This window comes from Tenacibaculum xiamenense, assembly GCF_964513065.1.
Taxonomy (GTDB): Bacteria; Bacteroidota; Bacteroidia; order Flavobacteriales; family Flavobacteriaceae; genus Polaribacter; species Polaribacter xiamenense.
Window position 1 is genome coordinate 470,020 of sequence record NZ_CAZEQU010000042.1, and the last position, 16,530, is coordinate 486,549.

A 16,530-nucleotide genomic window follows, 5' to 3' on the forward strand; every position below is an offset into this window, starting at 1 on the left:
TATACACAAATATATAAAAAACCACGAGTTGTTAAAGGAATGTTAAAATTAATTATAACTTATTGAAATATAAACTTTTAATAATTCCGTCGGATAACCCAATTTTAGGTACAAAAATCTTTCTAGCTCCACTCCATTTCATTGCAGAAAGGTAAATTTTAGTTGCTGGAATAATTACATCCGCTCTATCAGGATTTAAGCTTAATTCAGAAATTCGTTCTCTATAAGACATCTTTTTCAAAAACTGATATTGAGCATTTAAATAAATGTAAGAAATAGGTTTTCCAAGTTCACGGCCTGACATTTTAAAGAGTTTGTTAATATTTCCTCCAGAACCAATTAGTGAAATTCTTTTATAGTCTTCGGTGTTTTCCTCTATCCATTGTTGAACCTTCTTGAAAATAGCTTTATTTTCCGCCTTAGCATTATTAATTAACCTAACGGTTCCTATTTTAAATGATTTAGAGTTAACAATTTTACCTTTAGAGAATAGTGTAAATTCCGTACTACCACCTCCTACATCGACATACAAATATGTTGAATCAGACTTTATTAAAGAACTTAAGTCGGTTGAAGAAATGATAGCAGCTTCTTTTTTACCATCGATAATATCAATTTCAACTTCCGTTTCTTTTAAAATTTTTTCTACAACTGCTTGCCCATTTGAAGCTTCACGCATAGCTGAAGTAGCACAAGCTTTATATTTTGAAACACCATGAACTTTCATAATTAATTTGAAGGCGTTCATAGCATCTACCATTCTGTCAATATTTCCATCGGAAATTTCTCCACTAACAAAAGCATCTGCTCCTAAGCGAATGGGAACTCGGACTAAGGATGATTTTTTGAACTGAGGCTCCTTATCTTCATCCTCTATAATATTAGCAACCAATAATCTTACCGCATTCGAACCAATATCAATGGCACCGTACTTTGTTATTTTCAAAATGTATTATTTTATCTATGATATTTTGGAAATTCGACCAAAACGGTAGTTCCTTTTTTGATGTCTTTCCAATGTTTTTCGTTAAACTTAATTCCAATCACACCACAGGTTGGTACATGAGCAATAGGTTTGTTTCCAAATTTGTTTACAAATGTATTGATTCCATGGTCATGACTAAAGACTATAGCACTACTAAAACCGTCATCAAGAGCTTTTACAGTTTTCACTAAGTACCCATCACTGAAACTGTAAAGTTGGCGTTTTATTTGTAGGTTAGATAAAGGATAGTCAAAGTTTTCACAAAATATAACCGCAGTATGTAGAGCTCTATTAGCACTACTAGAAACAAAAACATCTGGCTTTTTAAGTTTCTTAGCCAATATTTTTGATAGCAAATGGGCATCGTTAATACCTCGCTTTTTTAACGGTCTATCAATATCTTTTATGCCATCATATTCCCATGATGACTTTGCGTGTCTAACAATATATATTGTCTTCATGTAGGTTTTAAAGGATGTGTAAATATAAAACTAAGGAGCTAAACGTTCAAGTTTCCAAGAAAAATCTTTTTCTAAAGTGTATCTAATTCTGTCATGTAAGCGGTTTGGACGCCCTTGCCAAAACTCAACAGAAATAGGTTTTACGATAAATCCACCCCAATGTTCTGGTCTTGGAATTTCAATTCCTTCGAATTTTTTCTCGTAGCTTATTAGGCTTTCCTCCATTGCTTCTCGAGACGAAACCACTTCGCTTTGATTTGAAGCCCAAGCCCCTAATTTACTTCCATCTGGTCTGGATTCGAAATAACCATCTGATAGGTTGGTAGGAACTTTTTCGGCCCTTCCTTTAATAATTATTTGTTGTTCTAAAGCAGGCCAAAAAAAAGATAGACACACTTTATCATTTTCAAGAATAGCCTTTCCTTTTTCAGATTTGTAGTTTGTATAAAAAATGAAACCTTCCCAGGTATATTTTTTTAAAAGAACAATTCTGTTTTTAGGAAAACCATCCAGTCCTAGAGTTGAAATATTCATAGCATTTGCTTCCTCCACCATTCCAGACTCATCAGCATTTAAAAACCAATTTCTAAACAATTCAATAGGAGTTTCAGGGCAATTCTTTTCTAGCAGTTCATGCTTTTCGTAAGACTTTCTGTAATTACTTAAATCGTGCGCCATTACATTTTTTTTTAATCTTTGTAAAATTACTTATTTAATTACAAAAAAGCGAAAAGAGTAGTTGTGAAATATTGTGAGTTAAAACAAAAATCGCAACCACTATGAGGTCTATATAATGGAACAAATAATTTACTTACTGATCTATACTTTTAGACTCTCTTTTTCCTCCTAATACAAAAAGGGTAACTCCAATAACAACAAAGGCAATCTTTATTACCCAAGCCATAGTTTCTCCCCAATCATATATCCAAACTAAGAGTCTGGGCACTTTTCCTATTGAACCAAGGATGATGGCAAATATTCCGAATAAAGCGATATAAGTTCCAATTTTTCTCATTTGTAAAGTTTTGATGTATTCGTTCCAATTTGAAATAAAGGTAGTGAATTCTCAATAGTTGCTTAAGGTTATTAACTAAACAGAGCAAGATTTGTATACTCAATCACAAGAAATGTGAGGTCGCTCACTATTGCTCCAATCTATTTTTGCCAAATACAGTTCATCATTTAAAAACGACAACTGAGCATCTCTTTTTATTAGAAGATGTTTTTCTGTTACAATTTTGAAGTGTCAAAACAAGCAATAAGCACAATGAAAAAAATACTATTTACAGCAGCATTAATATTCACAACTTTATTGAGTTATTCTCAAACTATTATTTCGGGTAAAGTAACTGATAAAAAAGGAGAGCCTATTATGGGAGCTAATATTTTCTTAGAAGGAACCTATGATGGGACATCTTCGGATGAGGAGGGAAATTTTAGTTTTTCTACTGAAGAGAAGGGGATACGTACATTACTTGTATCTTTTATTTCTTTTGAAACTTATATGAAAAGAGCGGATGTCTCTCAATTGAAGAACTTATCAATTAAACTTAGAGAAAATGTGAATACTCTTGACGCCGTTACCATTAATGCAGGAACGTTTGAAGCTGGAGATAATGCCAAAGTTACGGCTTTAAAGCCATTAGATGTTGTAACAACGGCAAGTGCATTAGGTGATTTTGTTGGAGCTATTCAAACCTTACCTGGTACAACTACTGTTGATGAAGATGGTCGTCTATTTGTGAGAGGAGGAGAAGCAGAAGAAACTCAAATATTTGTTGATGGTATTCGTGTATTTACTCCTTACACGCCAACCGCTAGAAACATTCCTACGAGAGGTAGATTTTCGCCTTTTTTATTTAAAGGGTTTTCGTTTTCGACAGGTGGTTATTCTGCTGAATATGGACAGGCCTTATCTAGTGTTTTGGAAATGAATACGGTTGATGCTCCTACTCAGGAAAAAACCGATATTTCTTTAATGACAGTTGGTGCCGGAATTGGGAACACACAAATTTGGGGTGAAAATTCATTGAGTGTTAATGCTTCGTATATAAATTTAGGTCCTTATCAAGAAATTTTTCCAGATCGAAATACATGGAATCGACCAGTGCAGTCGGCCAGTGGAGAAATGGTTTATAGGTATAAAACAGGAGATACAGGTTTGCTTAAATTATATAGTGCTTTTAGTTATGCTGATTTCGATTTAATTCAGGATGATATTAATTTTGAAGATGGTTTTCATTTTGGCTTGAATAATAGAAATTTGTATTTCAATGGTTCTTATAAAGATAGATTAGGAGATGGTTGGAAAATATCGGGAGGATTGAGTTATACCAATGATGTTTCTAAAGTTACAGTTGTAGATGATAAAATTAGAGATGATGAGAATTCCATACATGCGAAGGTAAAGCTTCAGCATAAAGTGTCAAACCGATTCAAACTTAATTTTGGAGCAGAGTACTTTTTGACATCATTCAAAGAAAATTTCGATGGATTTTCAACAGGAGAATATCAAACAAGTTTTAAAAATGATATTGCCAGTGGTTTTGTAGAAACTGATATTTATTTTTCGAAAAGATTAGCCTCAAAGGTAGGAGTACGTTTTGAAAATTCAGGATTGTTAAATCAGTTTACTGTTTCACCTCGATTATCTTTGGCTTATAAAACAGGGAAAAATGCTCAAATGTCCTTGGCATATGGACAATATTATCAGAATCCAAGGAATGAATACTTAAAGTTTGCTGACAATCTAAAGGCGGAGCGTGCAACTCATTTGATAGCCAATTATCAATATGTTCACGATAAGCAAATTTTCAGAATTGAAGGATACTATAAAGGGTATGACGATTTGGTTAAGTTCGATTCAGAGTTCTTATTACCATCAACAAACTTCACAAATGAAGGAAATGGATATGCCAAAGGAATTGATGTTTTTTGGAGAGATGGTAAGAATATTAAAAATACTGAGTATTGGTTATCTTATTCTTATCTAGACACAGAAAGAGATTATCGAAATTTTCCCACAAAAGCTACACCTGGTTTTGCAGCTTCGCACAACATGTCGGCAGTAGTAAAACACTTTGTGAAAGATTGGAAAAGTCAATTAGGTTTGAGTTATAATTTTGCTTCAGGAAGAAGGTATACGAACCCGAATAAAGAAGGTTTTTTGAATGAAAAAACTATTAATTATAATTCTGTAAGTTTTAATTGGGCATATCTAATAAGTCAACAAAAAATCCTGTATTTCTCAGTGAACAATGTTTTAGGTACTCAAAATGTATTCGGATACAACTATAAAAACACGCCAGATACAAATGGATTTTATGCCAGACAGGCAATTACTCCTCCAGCGGATACTTTCTTTTTTGTAGGATTCTTTTGGACGATTAGTGATAATAAAAAGGATAATCAATTAAATAACTTGTAAGAAGAAATAGTTGGTTTTTAAAGCTTTGCTTGAAATAATACAACTCAGCCTAAAAAAACAACAGTTCGGAAACTCGATTTTCTTAAAAACGAATAATAAAAAGATATTTGAACAGCTAACAATAAAATTATAGACAGATGAAAAAAATAGCAATAACATTAATTCTATTACTGAGTGTAACCTGTATAACGTTTGCTCAAGAAACATATAAAATTACGGTCGAATTTTCAGGGATGAAGACTGACAAAGGAGATTTATATGTGGGGCTTTATGATAATGAGTCGAGTTTTCTTAAAAAAGGAATTCAAAACAAATTAGTTTCTGTAAAGGACAAGAAAGCTACCGTTGTTTTTGAAGGAGTAAAGCCAGGTGTTTATGCAATATCTTCTTTTCATGATGAAAATGATAATAAAAAAATGGATACTAGAATTTTTGGAATTCCTAAAGAACCAGTGGGATTATCAAGAGATGCCAAAGGCTTTATGGGACCTCCAAAGTTTAAGGATGCAAAGTTTACTGTAGATAAGGATGTCACGCTTAAAATTAATATGTACTAAAACAACTAAACAAGCCTTTATAAAAGGATTTGATAAATAAACCAACAACAATCACTTAAAAAATATACAGATGAAAAATATAATTATCGCACTTGTTATTTTAACATCGTTCGCAGTTAATGGACAGAGTTCTTATGAGAAAGGCATGGAAAAAGCCTTTGCTCTTTGGGGAGAAAATAAAACTACAGAAGCAGCTCAATTATTTGAAAGAATAGCAAAGGTTGAAAAGGATAACTGGTTACCTCCATTTTACGTTGCAACTATTGAAATCTTAGGAAGTTTTGGACTTAAAGATGAAGCAAAATTAGAAGCAAAGCTTAAAAAAGCGCAAGAATTTTTAGATGAAGCCACATCTTTATCGGAAAACAATCCTGAAATTATTATTACGCAAGCACTTTTAAATACAGCTTATATAGCATTTGATGGTCAGCGATACGGAATGAGCTTGTCAACAAAAAACATTATTCTTTATGCAGAGGCGGAAAAGTTAGCCCCTAAAAACCCAAGAGTAATTTTAGGAAAAGCTGAGTGGGATATGGGAAGTGCGGCGTTTTTTAATCAACCAATTGATCCGTATTGTAAGAATGTAGAAAAAGCTATGGAGCTTTTAAAAACAGACAAGCCTGAAAAATATCATCCGAGATGGGGCAAAGAGCGTGGAGAGCAATTATTAAAAAAATGTAAGAAAGGGTCGTAATTTAACTCCTCGCAAACAAATAAATTCTCTGGGAAGAAATATGTCCAGAGAATTTATGTTGAAAATTGTTTCTATTGATTGTTATTTTAATTACCGTTGAGACTTATAACTTTTAAATATTTTATCAAGTGAATAAAAGAAGCAGATTAAATACCAAGAGTAGGGAGGTGTTTAACTTTATGATATAGAAGAGTAGATTTAATACAGTGCTTCAACTTTTCCGTATCTATGTCTTCATCAAGTCCAAACACAATAGCCCGTTTTCCTTCATAAGAAAAAGAGTTAGGAAATATCATTTTAAAAGTTTCTACCAATCTGCTAGAGCATTGAAAATACATGGCATATTGTTTTGGCTTTTTTTTCTTCCAATCCATTCTCAAAGTGCTCCCTGTTTTAGTAACAAAACTAGGTTCTCCCCACTTTAAAGTCTCCTCAATTTTTGAAACTTGTTCTAGTTCTTTAGCTGTTTCTAAAACGAGTTCTCGTAAAGCTTGCATTTGTTTTTTTACCTCTTCGGGGTAATTATTAAAAATAGCTGCTACTTCTGGATGACTAATTATTGTAAGTTCACTCATAGCTCATATTTAATTAATTCTCTAGAATCAAAGATACTAAAAACAATATCTTAGGATGCCCCCGTTATAAATACTGAACTAGTTTTTGAGACTATTATTTAGAAGAACTGCAGAGATATATAGCCCGACTCCATACACACAGTGAATTATAAAACTCATCATTCGAGCTTTATTTGGAGAAGGTAAATTTGTACCTGCAATTCCAAATCCGAATGCTGGTTGTAAAAGAAAGAAGGGAGCTACAATGGTAACAATTCCAATAATTAAAGCCGGTGAAAATGTAGGAGATTGAAACCATTTTTTTCCATAAATAAAAAAGAGAAGGAAAGAAAAACTAATACCAATTAAGTAATGAGCTGTCCAACCAATAATCTGTTCATAAGGAATAACAGAAGACTCCATGATTTTTTGATGAAAAAATCTTCCTTTTGGAAAATGGCCAATCCATCTTCCAACAAATCGATAATCTAATGTTTTTATATGGAAAGCTTTAAGGATTAAGGAATAAATATCCATAGCAAGTGTTCCTCCAATTCCAACTAAAATTACTTGTAATACTGTGTTCATTTTTAAGTTTTTTACAATATTACAGTTGAAAGATAAGATGACTGTAGGACATTTTTAAAGAAGAGTAGGATTTATGTAATTGTTTAAATAAACAGGACGTTATTAACGTATTCAAAGAGAACAATCCCTTCAATAAAAAAAGAACAATTTATTGATATGTTTGTCTGAAATCTTCAGGGGTATGTCCAGTATGTTTTTTAAAAAAACGTGAAAAATAAGATGGATCTTCATAACCTAATTGAAAAGCAATTTCTTTAATTTGGCTTGTTGTGGCAAGTAAGTTTCTCTTTGCCTCTAATACTAATTGTTGATTGAGTAATTGCAAACAGGTTTTTCCTAAAGTTGCTTTTAAAACAGAATTCAATTGGAAGGGAGTAAGCTTTAATGATTTGGCATAAAAAGCAACTTGTTTTTGATGATGAGCGTTATTCTCAATAAGAAAAATAAGATTTTCTAAGGTTTCTTCTTCATAAGATCCGAAGCTTTTTACAGAAGTGTCGTTTTTTAACTGTCGAAATAACTCTATATAAATAAGGTTAAGGTATGTGATAATGCTTTGCTTAAAAAGCATATTTTTTGATGTGTATTCACTGTAAATGGCATCAAAATGTTTTTTGAGGGTTTCAAATAAAATAGAAGAAATAGAGAAAAGGTTTATTCGATTTACTGTTTGAAATACTTTTTTTGTTTGGAGATCATTAGGGGGGTAAAAGTCGGTTTCAAAACAAATCAAATACCCTTGCGTGCCTTTCTTTAGAAATAATTCATGGACTTGTCCTGGCTTTAAAATAAAAATGCAGTTTTCAGTGATATTGAAATTTTCGAAGTCAATTTGATGATTTCCATTTCCAGAATAAATTACAAGCATATAGAAAAAATCATGTCGATGTACTTTTTCGAACATATCTTTACTTTCCAAAAGTTGTGTCAAATTTTGAATTGAAAAGTTTCCAGGATTATGGGGTTCTCTAATAGAACGTATTTGAATTTTTTGAGTTTCCAAGCGTAATTAGATTATACTATGAAATTATAAAAACCAACATAATATTATTCATCTAATTTTGAAATTAACATTACTTTAAACTTTTCAATCTGCCTTCGGTGTCTTAGAATATGAACTATAGCATGTTCAAAGAGTTGTTCAACATCATAAAATTGTCCCCAACGAGTTTTTATTTTTTTCGAAGGATCGTATTCGCATAATTTTAAGTGAGGATAATCTCTGAATATTTGTTCATTAAAAGCGAACATTTCTTGAAGAGCGATTTGATATTCTTCGAAAGAATTAAGAGCTAATTTTTCTTTATAAGAAACAGATTCACCTAACCATTTTCTAATGACGATAACATAATTATAACCACTAGAAACTACATGTGTTAAAATAGTTTGAATGGATTTACAATCTTCATCTTTGGTTTGGAAATCAACCGTAGCTATTAATTGTTTTTGAGGAATTCCTTGGATTACATCATTAAGCTCTATAATAGTCTTTTCATATTCATCTAAAATAGCACCTATAGCCCCATTATCTCTAAAAATTCTATTGATCATTTACAATTGTTTAAACATTATATAAGTATCAACATATCCAAACTTCGCATGCTTGTAACCATTTGGAGTAGTTCCAATAATTTTAAAACCAAATTTTTCCCATAAAGCCACAGCAGCTTTGTTGGTACTTACAACAATATTAAATTGAATACCTTTATAAGAAGCTTGTTGAGCAATTTTAATGGAATGTTCACATAATTTTTTACCAATACCTTTCCCTTGGGCATTCGGATGTACCATATAACTACAGTTTGCAATATGACTTCCTAACCCGATTTGATTTGGTTTTATGATATATGTGCCTAGGATTTTACCATTAACCTCAATTACAAAAGTTTTCATATAGGGAGCAAACCAGTGTTTTTCCAAATCTCTCTTTGGTGTATTTTTTTCGAAAACATAGGTGTCTTCAGTTTTGATAACTTCTGAAAAAAGCTCCCAGATAGCATCATAATCAGAAGTTTGCGCTTTTCTAATATTCAAAAGTAAAAGATTGACTGTTAGTGTTACTAGTTTTAAATATAAGGAAATAAAAGCTTAAGCCACTTTAATTAAACGAATAGGTTATTGTAAATTATCTTTTTTACCATTTCAAAATTTGATGGTTCTTCCATATCAATATTCTAAAATCTTCATAATGATTTCCATTTCCTATGGTATGTTCATCTCTATGTCCTTTTCCTAGTTGTAGTTTATGAATAATACCAGCACAAGAGGCTACCCAAAGTATTTTTTCGTCGTCAGAAACAGCAATTCCGCTAATAGTTGAGCCAACAAAATGCCTCCAAATACATTTTCCTTTTTTATCAATAGCTCGTATATAACCATAGGCACTTTCAGTAAAGGTGTTTACTTGCCTTATGCTATTTGAGGCCCTACAAGCCAAGATATGATGAGCTGTATTGCCAAAACTGTAGGCTAAAGTTGTGGTTTACATATCCTGATAGCCGATGGTGGAGTCTTGATATTGTTCTAACCTACTCGCAGCTTGAAGTAAACACTGGGATTGGTTCTCAAAATATCATAAAAACCTTTAAAAGCTGATTTGTAATTTTTATTTTTGCAAAAAAAAACTATGAATCAGCTTAATAAAATCACTATCTTTTTGTTATTTTCTATTTCATTAAACGCCCAGAGATTTAATTCTGAATTTAATGCGATAAATATAAATCGTTCATTTTTGACATTTAACGAAATTATTACTGCTTCTTCTTATGGAGGGAATTTGGAAAAAGCAAAAGAATTAATTGCTTCAATGGATAAATCCTCAATAAACTACCATGTTGCAAAAGGATTATTACTTTCAAACCTTGAAGGAAAGATAAAGGGCTTGACATACATTGATGCGAATGTGACTAATCCTACCATTAATACCTATGCGAAGTGTTATGTGAGTTTGTTGTCAAATAAAATAGACGATTATCATGTTTTTTTAGAAATGATAGATAATCCAGTACTGAAGGCGAAATTGATGGTTATGGCTCTTATTAAGGAGCGTAATTATCACCGAAGAATGAAATTGGCAACAGAGACTATCGATAAAGTTGAGAATCTCCTAATGACTAGCGAGCTTAGTAGGACTGACGAGCTTTTCTTAAGTTTGGGGGTTGCTCAGTATAAGTCTTGGAATGAGGAAGAAGAAGTACTTAAATATCTTTTAGGTATTTACAAGAAATTTGCAAATCAAATAGATGTTAGTTTGTTTCGGAATTATTGTGAATTGAAAGACTATTCTACATGTGACACCACCTATTGCAGGAAAATTAGAGAGTTCCTTGAAGTTTCTGATGAAAAACCGTTATTATTAATTGAGGAAATATTTAACAATGATAAGAAGCCAAATGAGGAAGAACTGAAGAAAATCATTGAAAATAATGTTGGAAGTACTTTGGATCTGAAATCTTATGTATTTCTTCATCAGGCGCATTTACCAAGAGATTTTGAACTAATGTTTTTTATAGATACTGATTACGAATTTAAAGAGTCATTTACAACATACCTTAAAGAAAGTATAGATAGGAGTATAATGATAAACAGTATTCTGGAGGAGAAAACTTTATTTTCAGAAAAGGGTATGGACGTAAATCTCGGACTATTAAATAAATTTGATGATAATGAGCTATATGCATTTTTAGGACTTAAAACTCATCTTAAATTATTGATTGAAGAAGTTGAAGAAACAAAGAAATTAGGGGAATTACATAGCAGATGCCCGTACAATAGTTTGAAATCATGGGATTTATATTTGGATTATATAGAAGGTAATCCTCTTCATAATGAGTCTAGGATGTTGGATTTCAAGAGTCAAGAAGAGTATGATGAAGTCGTTCAGGAAATGGGTAGGTTAAATTCGAATAATTTTTCTCAAAAGGTATTATTTTTAGCAATATTACTCGATAATGATTTTTTTGAATTTAACAAAAGCACAGCTACTACTATTCTTAAGACAATTTCGGATATTTTCGTGCTGAATCAATATGCATTCAATTCAACGTATTCCAATGATAGTAATGATCGAATCTATAGCTTTATATTTCATAATAAAGAACTGATGAATGGAATTTGGGGAGATAAAGAGTTTTCCTCCTATTCAGATAAAAGATGTTTAAAGTATTTACTTTCTGTATTGAGCAAGGAAGAAGCGAAAGAGGTATTAGATTCATTGGTGTCAACAATGGGGTTGCATCCCAATAATAATAATCTTAAGAAGATTCATGGCTTGATAACTGAAATTTATAAAGAAAATAAGGTGTTTGGTACTTACAAATCAAATTCCTCTAATTAATCCAAAAGATGTGCTTTTACAAAACGCATCTTTTGGGTGATCCACTACTACCGTGGTGTTAATTAATGATATTGTATTATAATGATGGAATTTTGACCTATTAGTGCATTATCAATGACTTTTATTCGAAGAGGTAGAATTGATATTCGTATGCAGGAAGTTCAGAAATGATATTAGATCTCAATAATTTTACACATTTCAAAGTTAATTTCTTGATAAGAATCAACGGTCCAATTACTCAACGCTTTTAAAACAGGCAACAGAGTTTCTCCTTTTTCCGAGAGTGAATATTCAACTCTGGGAGGTATTTCAGCAAACTTTTTTCTGATGATTAAACCATCTTCTTCTAGTTCTCTAAGCTGGTCGGTAAGTACTTTTTTTGATATGGTAGGAATAAAGAGTAGTAACTTACCAAAGCGCAAACTCCCATTGGCTAATAAGTAAATAATAATCGGTTTCCATTTCCCGCCAATAATATTCATTGCATGAACTAATGAACAAGAGTTTGGGTTGTTAATAATTTTTCGTCCCATAAGTTACCTTTTGGTTACCACTATTTTTAATGATTGTAAATCAATTAGTTTAAAAAATAAACTATTATTAGTTTCTTTGTGATACAAATTTAAGAAATAGATTAACAATGATGGGAATGAGCTTGTTAAAATATTTGTTTAAAGAAGTGGAATTTCATTAAAACGTTAAAAAAGAACAACAAACAGATGAAGAAAGTACTAATTATTAACGGACACCAATACTATCCGTTTGCTGAGGGGAAACTGAATGGTTCACTCGTTGAAAAAGCTTCAACAGCATTTACCAATGCAGGGTATCAAATTAAAACTACTATAACTGGAGAAGATTACAATATAGATGAAGAAGTCGAAAAATTTCTTTGGGCGGATGTGGTATTTTTTCAAACCCCGTTAAACTGGATGGGAGTTACTTGGAGTTTCAAAAAATATATTGATGAGGTTTTTACGGCTGGCATGATGGGGAAATTATCACAAGGAGATGGAAGAACTTCAAAGGCTCCAAAGAAAAATTATGGTACAGGTGGTCTTTTAAAAGGGAATTACATGATATCTGTTACAGCGAATGCTCCAAAAGAGGCTTTTAATGATCCTCAAGAGCAGTTTTTCAATGGTATTAACGAAGATGATTTATTGTTGCCAATGCATTTAAATTTTAAATGGTTTGGTCTAACTCCTTTGAAAACATTCTTTGCTTATGATGTTATGAAAAACCCTGAAATAGAAAATGATTTTCAGCGTTTTGAAAAGCATTTGCAAACAGAATTAATAGAAAAAGTATAAGTATGACATTAGAACAGAGTTTACAGAAATTAAAAGAAAAAATAGAAGGAAAGCTGCCTAAAGAGTTTGTAGAAATTATGCACGAAGCAACAGCTGATCTAAAAGCTTCAGGCATAGAAATAAACATTTTGAAGGTTGGAGATAAAGCTCCCAAATTTTCTTTAAAGAATCAAAATGAAGAGATCGTTTCCAGCGAAGATTTGCTAAAAGAAGGAAATGTCATGTTAACTTTTTATCGAGGAATATGGTGTCCCTATTGTAATTTAGACTTATCGAATTTGAAACGTTATAAATCAAATTTTGAAGAAGAAAACATTAAGGTTTTAGGAGTTTCTCCCCAATCAACAAAATTCAATAAGCAAATAGTAGAGCAACAAAGACTCAGTTTTGATGTGTTGAATGATGAAGGAAATAATCTGGCTTCGCAATTTGGACTTAAATGGACGATGGTAAATCCTTTAAAATCATTGTATAAAAATGATTTCAAAATAAATTTAGTAGATTACAACGGGGACGATACTTGGACACTTCCTGTACCAGCACGTTTTGTAATTAATCAAGAAGGAATCATTACGTATGCTGAGTATTCAGTAGACTATACCAAGCGTCCAAATCCAGAAGTCATATTTGAGGCATTAAAAACAACGTAAATATATGTATACAAGAAGGAACTATTCAGTAATTGGAATGCTTGGATGGACAAGAAGAAACATTTATAAGTTTATAATTATATCCACTATTCCAACGGCTCTTTATGTAATTTTCGATTGGAAATTTATTCATTTACCTTGGTTACCCATTGCTTTAGTGGGTAGCGCTTTGGCGTTTATCGTCAGTTTTAAAAACAACGCCTCTTATGGTAGGTTGTGGGAAGCAAGAAAAGTTTGGGGAGGTATTGTGAATACCTCACGATCCATTACGATTATGTTCAATGATTTTATTTCTAATGAACACGCAAAAGAAAAATTATCAGAAGAGGAATTGTTTAAAATTAGAAAAAAGTTAGTATTGCGACATGTAGCATGGATGACTTCTTTGCGTCATGCTTTAAGAGCTCCAAAACCGTGGGAAATGTCAAATGTGAATAAGTCAGACAGGGAATATATGAGTAAAATTCAGATTAATGAGCGCAAATTTTCTTTGGAAGAAGAATTAGAAGGTTATTTATCTGAAAAAGAAAAAGCATATGTTTTGGGTACGAAAAATAAGCAAACCGCTTGTTTAAATTTACAATCAAAACAACTGCGAGAACTTAAAGAGAAAAAGTTAATTTGGGAATTTTCATTTTTAGAAATAGAGAATTTAATTGTTGAATTGTTTACACTTCAAGGAAAATTAGAACGTATTAAAAACTTTCCATATCCAAGACAGTTTGCAACACTAAACTTATTTTTTGTTTGGATATTTATAGTGTTATTGCCTTTCGGAATTATCAATGTATTTGATGAAATTGGAATGGAAATTTTAAAAAATTATAAAGAACCCTCGAGCTTTATTAAGGTTATAGGAAATGGTTTTGTTTGGTTGTCAATCCCTTTTAGTGTTATTGTATCATGGATTTTCCATACTATGGAACGTATAGGTGAAGTTTCAGAAAACCCTTTTGAAGGAATCGCAAACGATACACCTATTACTACAATGTCACGCGGAATAGAAATAGATATTCGACAAATGATTGGTGATAATCCTGAAGATATCCCTGGACCAATAGCAGAACAAGAAGGGATTCAAATGTAGTCGAAAATCTAAGCAATTTTTAAATAAAAAAAATAGCCGAAAAGAAAGGGGGGACCTCCTTACTTTTCGGCTATCCAATTTCTTACTCCTCTTCGTAATCATGATATAAACGACTCAAGAAATCATCGAAATTATCAGCTATTTTTATCGGAGCTTTGTATTGACTGTCCATGTGAACTATGCAGGGCTCATCATTCGCAGAATCGCAACCTCTGTAGTCTAACATTACTACATCGCTGCCTAGGGAGGGACAATCGCATATAAGCAGTAGTTTAGTGGCTTCATGACCTAGAACTTGTTTTGACCAATAATTTGAAGCATCTAGATTAATATCACCATTATCTTTAGTTTCTATTCCTTTAATATCAAGGATAGCTACATGATCTTTAGCCCAACTCGTATGTGTATTAGTTTTTACATTTCCTTTTACAGGAATTCCTCCGTTAGACATTTGCAATAACTCTTGGTATCTCTTTGGTAGTTTGTAGGTGAATTTCTCCTCAAATTTAGTAAGTAATTCGCTACTTAATTTAGGGTTGTACTTGTCTGGATATTTCCAAAAGTCGTTAATATTTTCCATAATTTAATTCTGTTAATAGTTGATGATTCCAAATTATAATAACTGCCTTCAAGCAATGTTTTTACAGAACTCCGCTCTTGTCGGTTCATGGAAAGATGAATAGGTGAGTCAAAATTTTTAATGTCACTAGCCTTTTGCCAACATGATGATAGCCATTCATCGACAATATCATTCATTGGAGCAATAATCTTCTCAAAGTATAAGTCTTCTTTTATTTCATAATACGAAGCTACTTTGTGAATAATTTCTTGCTGCTTTTGAAAAGGTAGAAACAAAGGTTTATTAAAGAATTGCTCATCTTCACTATTGAGTAGTTCTTCTCCAAACCCGATATGCGGACGGTATATTATGTTTAAAGCCCGGCAATGGTTAGTAAAATCACTTATATGTTGTGCTAATTTTTCGTCATGGATATTTCCATGCGATTTATAAATTTCCTCTTTTTTCTCAAGACCACCCAAACATTTTACGAATAAATTAATGCATTTTTCCGAGTGGTTATTCAGATTCATTTCTGAAAGGATACTGTTTTTTATGGCTATTTGATTATTCATACTTCTTCGCTAGTGTTTCCAGATTATACTTTTTACCATCTAATAAATTAATAGAGTTATCCATGGAGTCATGGTAGTAATAATATAAAGGGTACGACACTTGTTTAGCGTTGTTAGCACGTTGCCAACACGATGAAAGCCAGCTCTCCACATTTTTTTCATAAACAACTTCTACTTCTGAAGTAAGATCAAAATAGTTGTTTGATTTATGATGTGTGATTTGCTGATAAGCTTCATTTAACTCATCGATTTTCTTTGCGATCCGAATTCCTATTTTTACTTGGTTTTGAAACGGAAGAAACTTTGGGGTGTTAAAGAAACTTCGGTCTTCAGGTGTTAAAGATTGCGTGGATACATTGTGTTTCATGGATGATACGAAACTCAGTCTCATTTGTAAATCATCCATAACTTCCATACATCCAGCAACTTCTTTCGAATCATTGTTTACTGAATTTATAGATTGACTCTCTTGGTAAGAATCTATAAACTTCTCAAATAAGGAAGTACATTTAGTAGTGTAAGCTTCCAATCCCATTTGCTCCTTAATGAAGGAATTAATTTCATTATTAATATCCATAAAATAGATGTATTCATTAAATGAACAGCTTTACTGTCTATTCAAGGGTGGAAAAAGTAAATGGCTGGGTTTGGTTTGTTTAGCGATTCTAAAATTATGATTTTCAGTGAATAAAACAAAAAAACGGAAGTTTTAATATTTGCGAAAATTGCAAAATGAAACAA

Annotated in this window: 21 protein-coding genes; 7 read left to right on the plus strand and 14 right to left on the minus strand. The window is 32.0% G+C overall.

The annotated features are described in order from the left end of the window. Positions 1 to 52 precede the first annotated feature (52 nt). The 4 genes from ACKTTV_RS21670 to ACKTTV_RS21685 all read right to left on the minus strand — a co-directional run bounded on the left by ACKTTV_RS21670 (position 53) and on the right by ACKTTV_RS21685 (position 2,461). Positions 53 to 949, minus strand: coding sequence for a Ppx/GppA phosphatase family protein (locus ACKTTV_RS21670; RefSeq protein WP_408033198.1), 897 nt, complete (start codon positions 947 to 949; stop codon positions 53 to 55). A gap of 8 nt (positions 950 to 957) precedes the next feature. After that, the gene (locus tag ACKTTV_RS21675; protein ID WP_408032967.1) at positions 958 to 1,446 is read right to left on the minus strand and encodes a SixA phosphatase family protein; all 489 of its coding nucleotides are present in this window, start codon (positions 1,444 to 1,446) and stop codon (positions 958 to 960) included. A 30-nt stretch (positions 1,447 to 1,476) separates the two neighbouring features. Beyond that, positions 1,477 to 2,124: a pyridoxamine 5'-phosphate oxidase gene (gene pdxH / locus ACKTTV_RS21680; protein WP_408032968.1), complete on the minus strand. Its 648-nt coding sequence runs from the start codon at positions 2,122 to 2,124 to the stop codon at positions 1,477 to 1,479. A 133-nt stretch (positions 2,125 to 2,257) separates the two neighbouring features. Continuing rightward, a complete protein-coding gene (locus ACKTTV_RS21685) occupies positions 2,258 to 2,461 on the minus strand; it encodes a hypothetical protein (protein ID WP_408032969.1) in 204 nt (67 codons plus the stop codon). A gap of 252 nt (positions 2,462 to 2,713) precedes the next feature. Between ACKTTV_RS21685 and ACKTTV_RS21690 the strand changes: the two genes are divergently transcribed. The 3 genes from ACKTTV_RS21690 to ACKTTV_RS21700 all read left to right on the plus strand — a co-directional run bounded on the left by ACKTTV_RS21690 (position 2,714) and on the right by ACKTTV_RS21700 (position 6,127). Next, positions 2,714 to 4,873 carry a TonB-dependent receptor gene (locus ACKTTV_RS21690; RefSeq protein ID WP_408032970.1) on the plus strand — a complete coding sequence of 720 codons (2,160 nt, stop codon included), beginning with the start codon at positions 2,714 to 2,716 and terminating at the stop codon, positions 4,871 to 4,873. A 137-nt stretch (positions 4,874 to 5,010) separates the two neighbouring features. Beyond that, entirely contained in the window at positions 5,011 to 5,430 is a 420-nt protein-coding gene (locus tag ACKTTV_RS21695; protein ID WP_408032971.1) for a DUF2141 domain-containing protein, read from the plus strand. Between the two features lie 70 nt (positions 5,431 to 5,500). Beyond that, positions 5,501 to 6,127 carry a hypothetical protein gene (locus ACKTTV_RS21700; protein WP_408032972.1) on the plus strand — a complete coding sequence of 209 codons (627 nt, stop codon included), beginning with the start codon at positions 5,501 to 5,503 and terminating at the stop codon, positions 6,125 to 6,127. Between the two features lie 146 nt (positions 6,128 to 6,273). Here the strand turns inward: ACKTTV_RS21700 and ACKTTV_RS21705 are convergent, their stop codons facing one another. From ACKTTV_RS21705 to ACKTTV_RS21730, 6 genes are all read right to left on the minus strand, one after another. Beyond that, positions 6,274 to 6,702: a DUF1801 domain-containing protein gene (locus tag ACKTTV_RS21705; protein ID WP_408032973.1), complete on the minus strand. Its 429-nt coding sequence runs from the start codon at positions 6,700 to 6,702 to the stop codon at positions 6,274 to 6,276. A 78-nt stretch (positions 6,703 to 6,780) separates the two neighbouring features. Next, positions 6,781 to 7,269: a DUF2938 domain-containing protein gene (locus tag ACKTTV_RS21710; protein WP_408032974.1), complete on the minus strand. Its 489-nt coding sequence runs from the start codon at positions 7,267 to 7,269 to the stop codon at positions 6,781 to 6,783. A gap of 148 nt (positions 7,270 to 7,417) precedes the next feature. Continuing rightward, positions 7,418 to 8,272 (minus strand): helix-turn-helix domain-containing protein, encoded by an 855-nt coding sequence (locus ACKTTV_RS21715; protein WP_408032975.1) that lies wholly within the window; start codon positions 8,270 to 8,272, stop codon positions 7,418 to 7,420. 44 nt (positions 8,273 to 8,316) lie between these two features. After that, complete coding sequence (locus ACKTTV_RS21720) at positions 8,317 to 8,820, minus strand: DinB family protein (RefSeq protein WP_408032976.1); 504 nt, start codon at positions 8,818 to 8,820, stop codon at positions 8,317 to 8,319. After that, positions 8,821 to 9,303, minus strand: a complete 483-nt coding sequence (locus ACKTTV_RS21725; protein ID WP_408032977.1) for a GNAT family N-acetyltransferase — start codon at positions 9,301 to 9,303, stop codon at positions 8,821 to 8,823. A gap of 100 nt (positions 9,304 to 9,403) precedes the next feature. Then, the gene (locus tag ACKTTV_RS21730; protein WP_408032978.1) at positions 9,404 to 9,706 is read right to left on the minus strand and encodes a hypothetical protein; all 303 of its coding nucleotides are present in this window, start codon (positions 9,704 to 9,706) and stop codon (positions 9,404 to 9,406) included. 294 nt (positions 9,707 to 10,000) lie between these two features. Between ACKTTV_RS21730 and ACKTTV_RS21735 the strand changes: the two genes are divergently transcribed. Further along, positions 10,001 to 11,605, plus strand: a complete 1,605-nt coding sequence (locus tag ACKTTV_RS21735; protein ID WP_408032979.1) for a hypothetical protein — start codon at positions 10,001 to 10,003, stop codon at positions 11,603 to 11,605. A gap of 173 nt (positions 11,606 to 11,778) precedes the next feature. Here ACKTTV_RS21735 and ACKTTV_RS21740 read toward each other — a convergent pair whose 3' ends face one another. Then, entirely contained in the window at positions 11,779 to 12,138 is a 360-nt protein-coding gene (locus ACKTTV_RS21740) for a winged helix-turn-helix transcriptional regulator (protein ID WP_408032980.1), read from the minus strand. Positions 12,139 to 12,324: 186 nt separating this feature from the next. On the opposite strand from ACKTTV_RS21740, the gene ACKTTV_RS21745 reads away from it, so the two are divergent. From ACKTTV_RS21745 to ACKTTV_RS21755, 3 genes are read left to right on the plus strand one after another with little or no spacing between them, the layout of a single operon-like run. Continuing rightward, the gene (locus ACKTTV_RS21745) at positions 12,325 to 12,918 is read left to right on the plus strand and encodes an NAD(P)H-dependent oxidoreductase (RefSeq protein ID WP_408032981.1); all 594 of its coding nucleotides are present in this window, start codon (positions 12,325 to 12,327) and stop codon (positions 12,916 to 12,918) included. 2 nt (positions 12,919 to 12,920) lie between these two features. Further along, positions 12,921 to 13,568, plus strand: coding sequence for a peroxiredoxin-like family protein (locus ACKTTV_RS21750; protein ID WP_408032982.1), 648 nt, complete (start codon positions 12,921 to 12,923; stop codon positions 13,566 to 13,568). Positions 13,569 to 13,572: 4 nt separating this feature from the next. Continuing rightward, positions 13,573 to 14,655, plus strand: a complete 1,083-nt coding sequence (locus ACKTTV_RS21755; protein ID WP_408032983.1) for a bestrophin family protein — start codon at positions 13,573 to 13,575, stop codon at positions 14,653 to 14,655. Between the two features lie 82 nt (positions 14,656 to 14,737). On the opposite strand, the gene ACKTTV_RS21760 is transcribed toward ACKTTV_RS21755, so the two are convergent. The 3 genes from ACKTTV_RS21760 to ACKTTV_RS21770 are packed head-to-tail and all read right to left on the minus strand — an operon-like array spanning position 14,738 to position 16,366. Next, positions 14,738 to 15,235 carry an SMI1/KNR4 family protein gene (locus ACKTTV_RS21760; RefSeq protein WP_408032984.1) on the minus strand — a complete coding sequence of 166 codons (498 nt, stop codon included), beginning with the start codon at positions 15,233 to 15,235 and terminating at the stop codon, positions 14,738 to 14,740. Then, positions 15,181 to 15,789, minus strand: coding sequence for a hypothetical protein (locus ACKTTV_RS21765; RefSeq protein ID WP_408032985.1), 609 nt, complete (start codon positions 15,787 to 15,789; stop codon positions 15,181 to 15,183). The genes ACKTTV_RS21760 and ACKTTV_RS21765 overlap by 55 nt, the downstream gene beginning before the upstream one ends. Next, positions 15,782 to 16,366, minus strand: a complete 585-nt coding sequence (locus ACKTTV_RS21770) for a hypothetical protein (protein WP_408032986.1) — start codon at positions 16,364 to 16,366, stop codon at positions 15,782 to 15,784. The genes ACKTTV_RS21765 and ACKTTV_RS21770 overlap by 8 nt, the downstream gene beginning before the upstream one ends. Positions 16,367 to 16,530 lie beyond the last annotated feature (164 nt).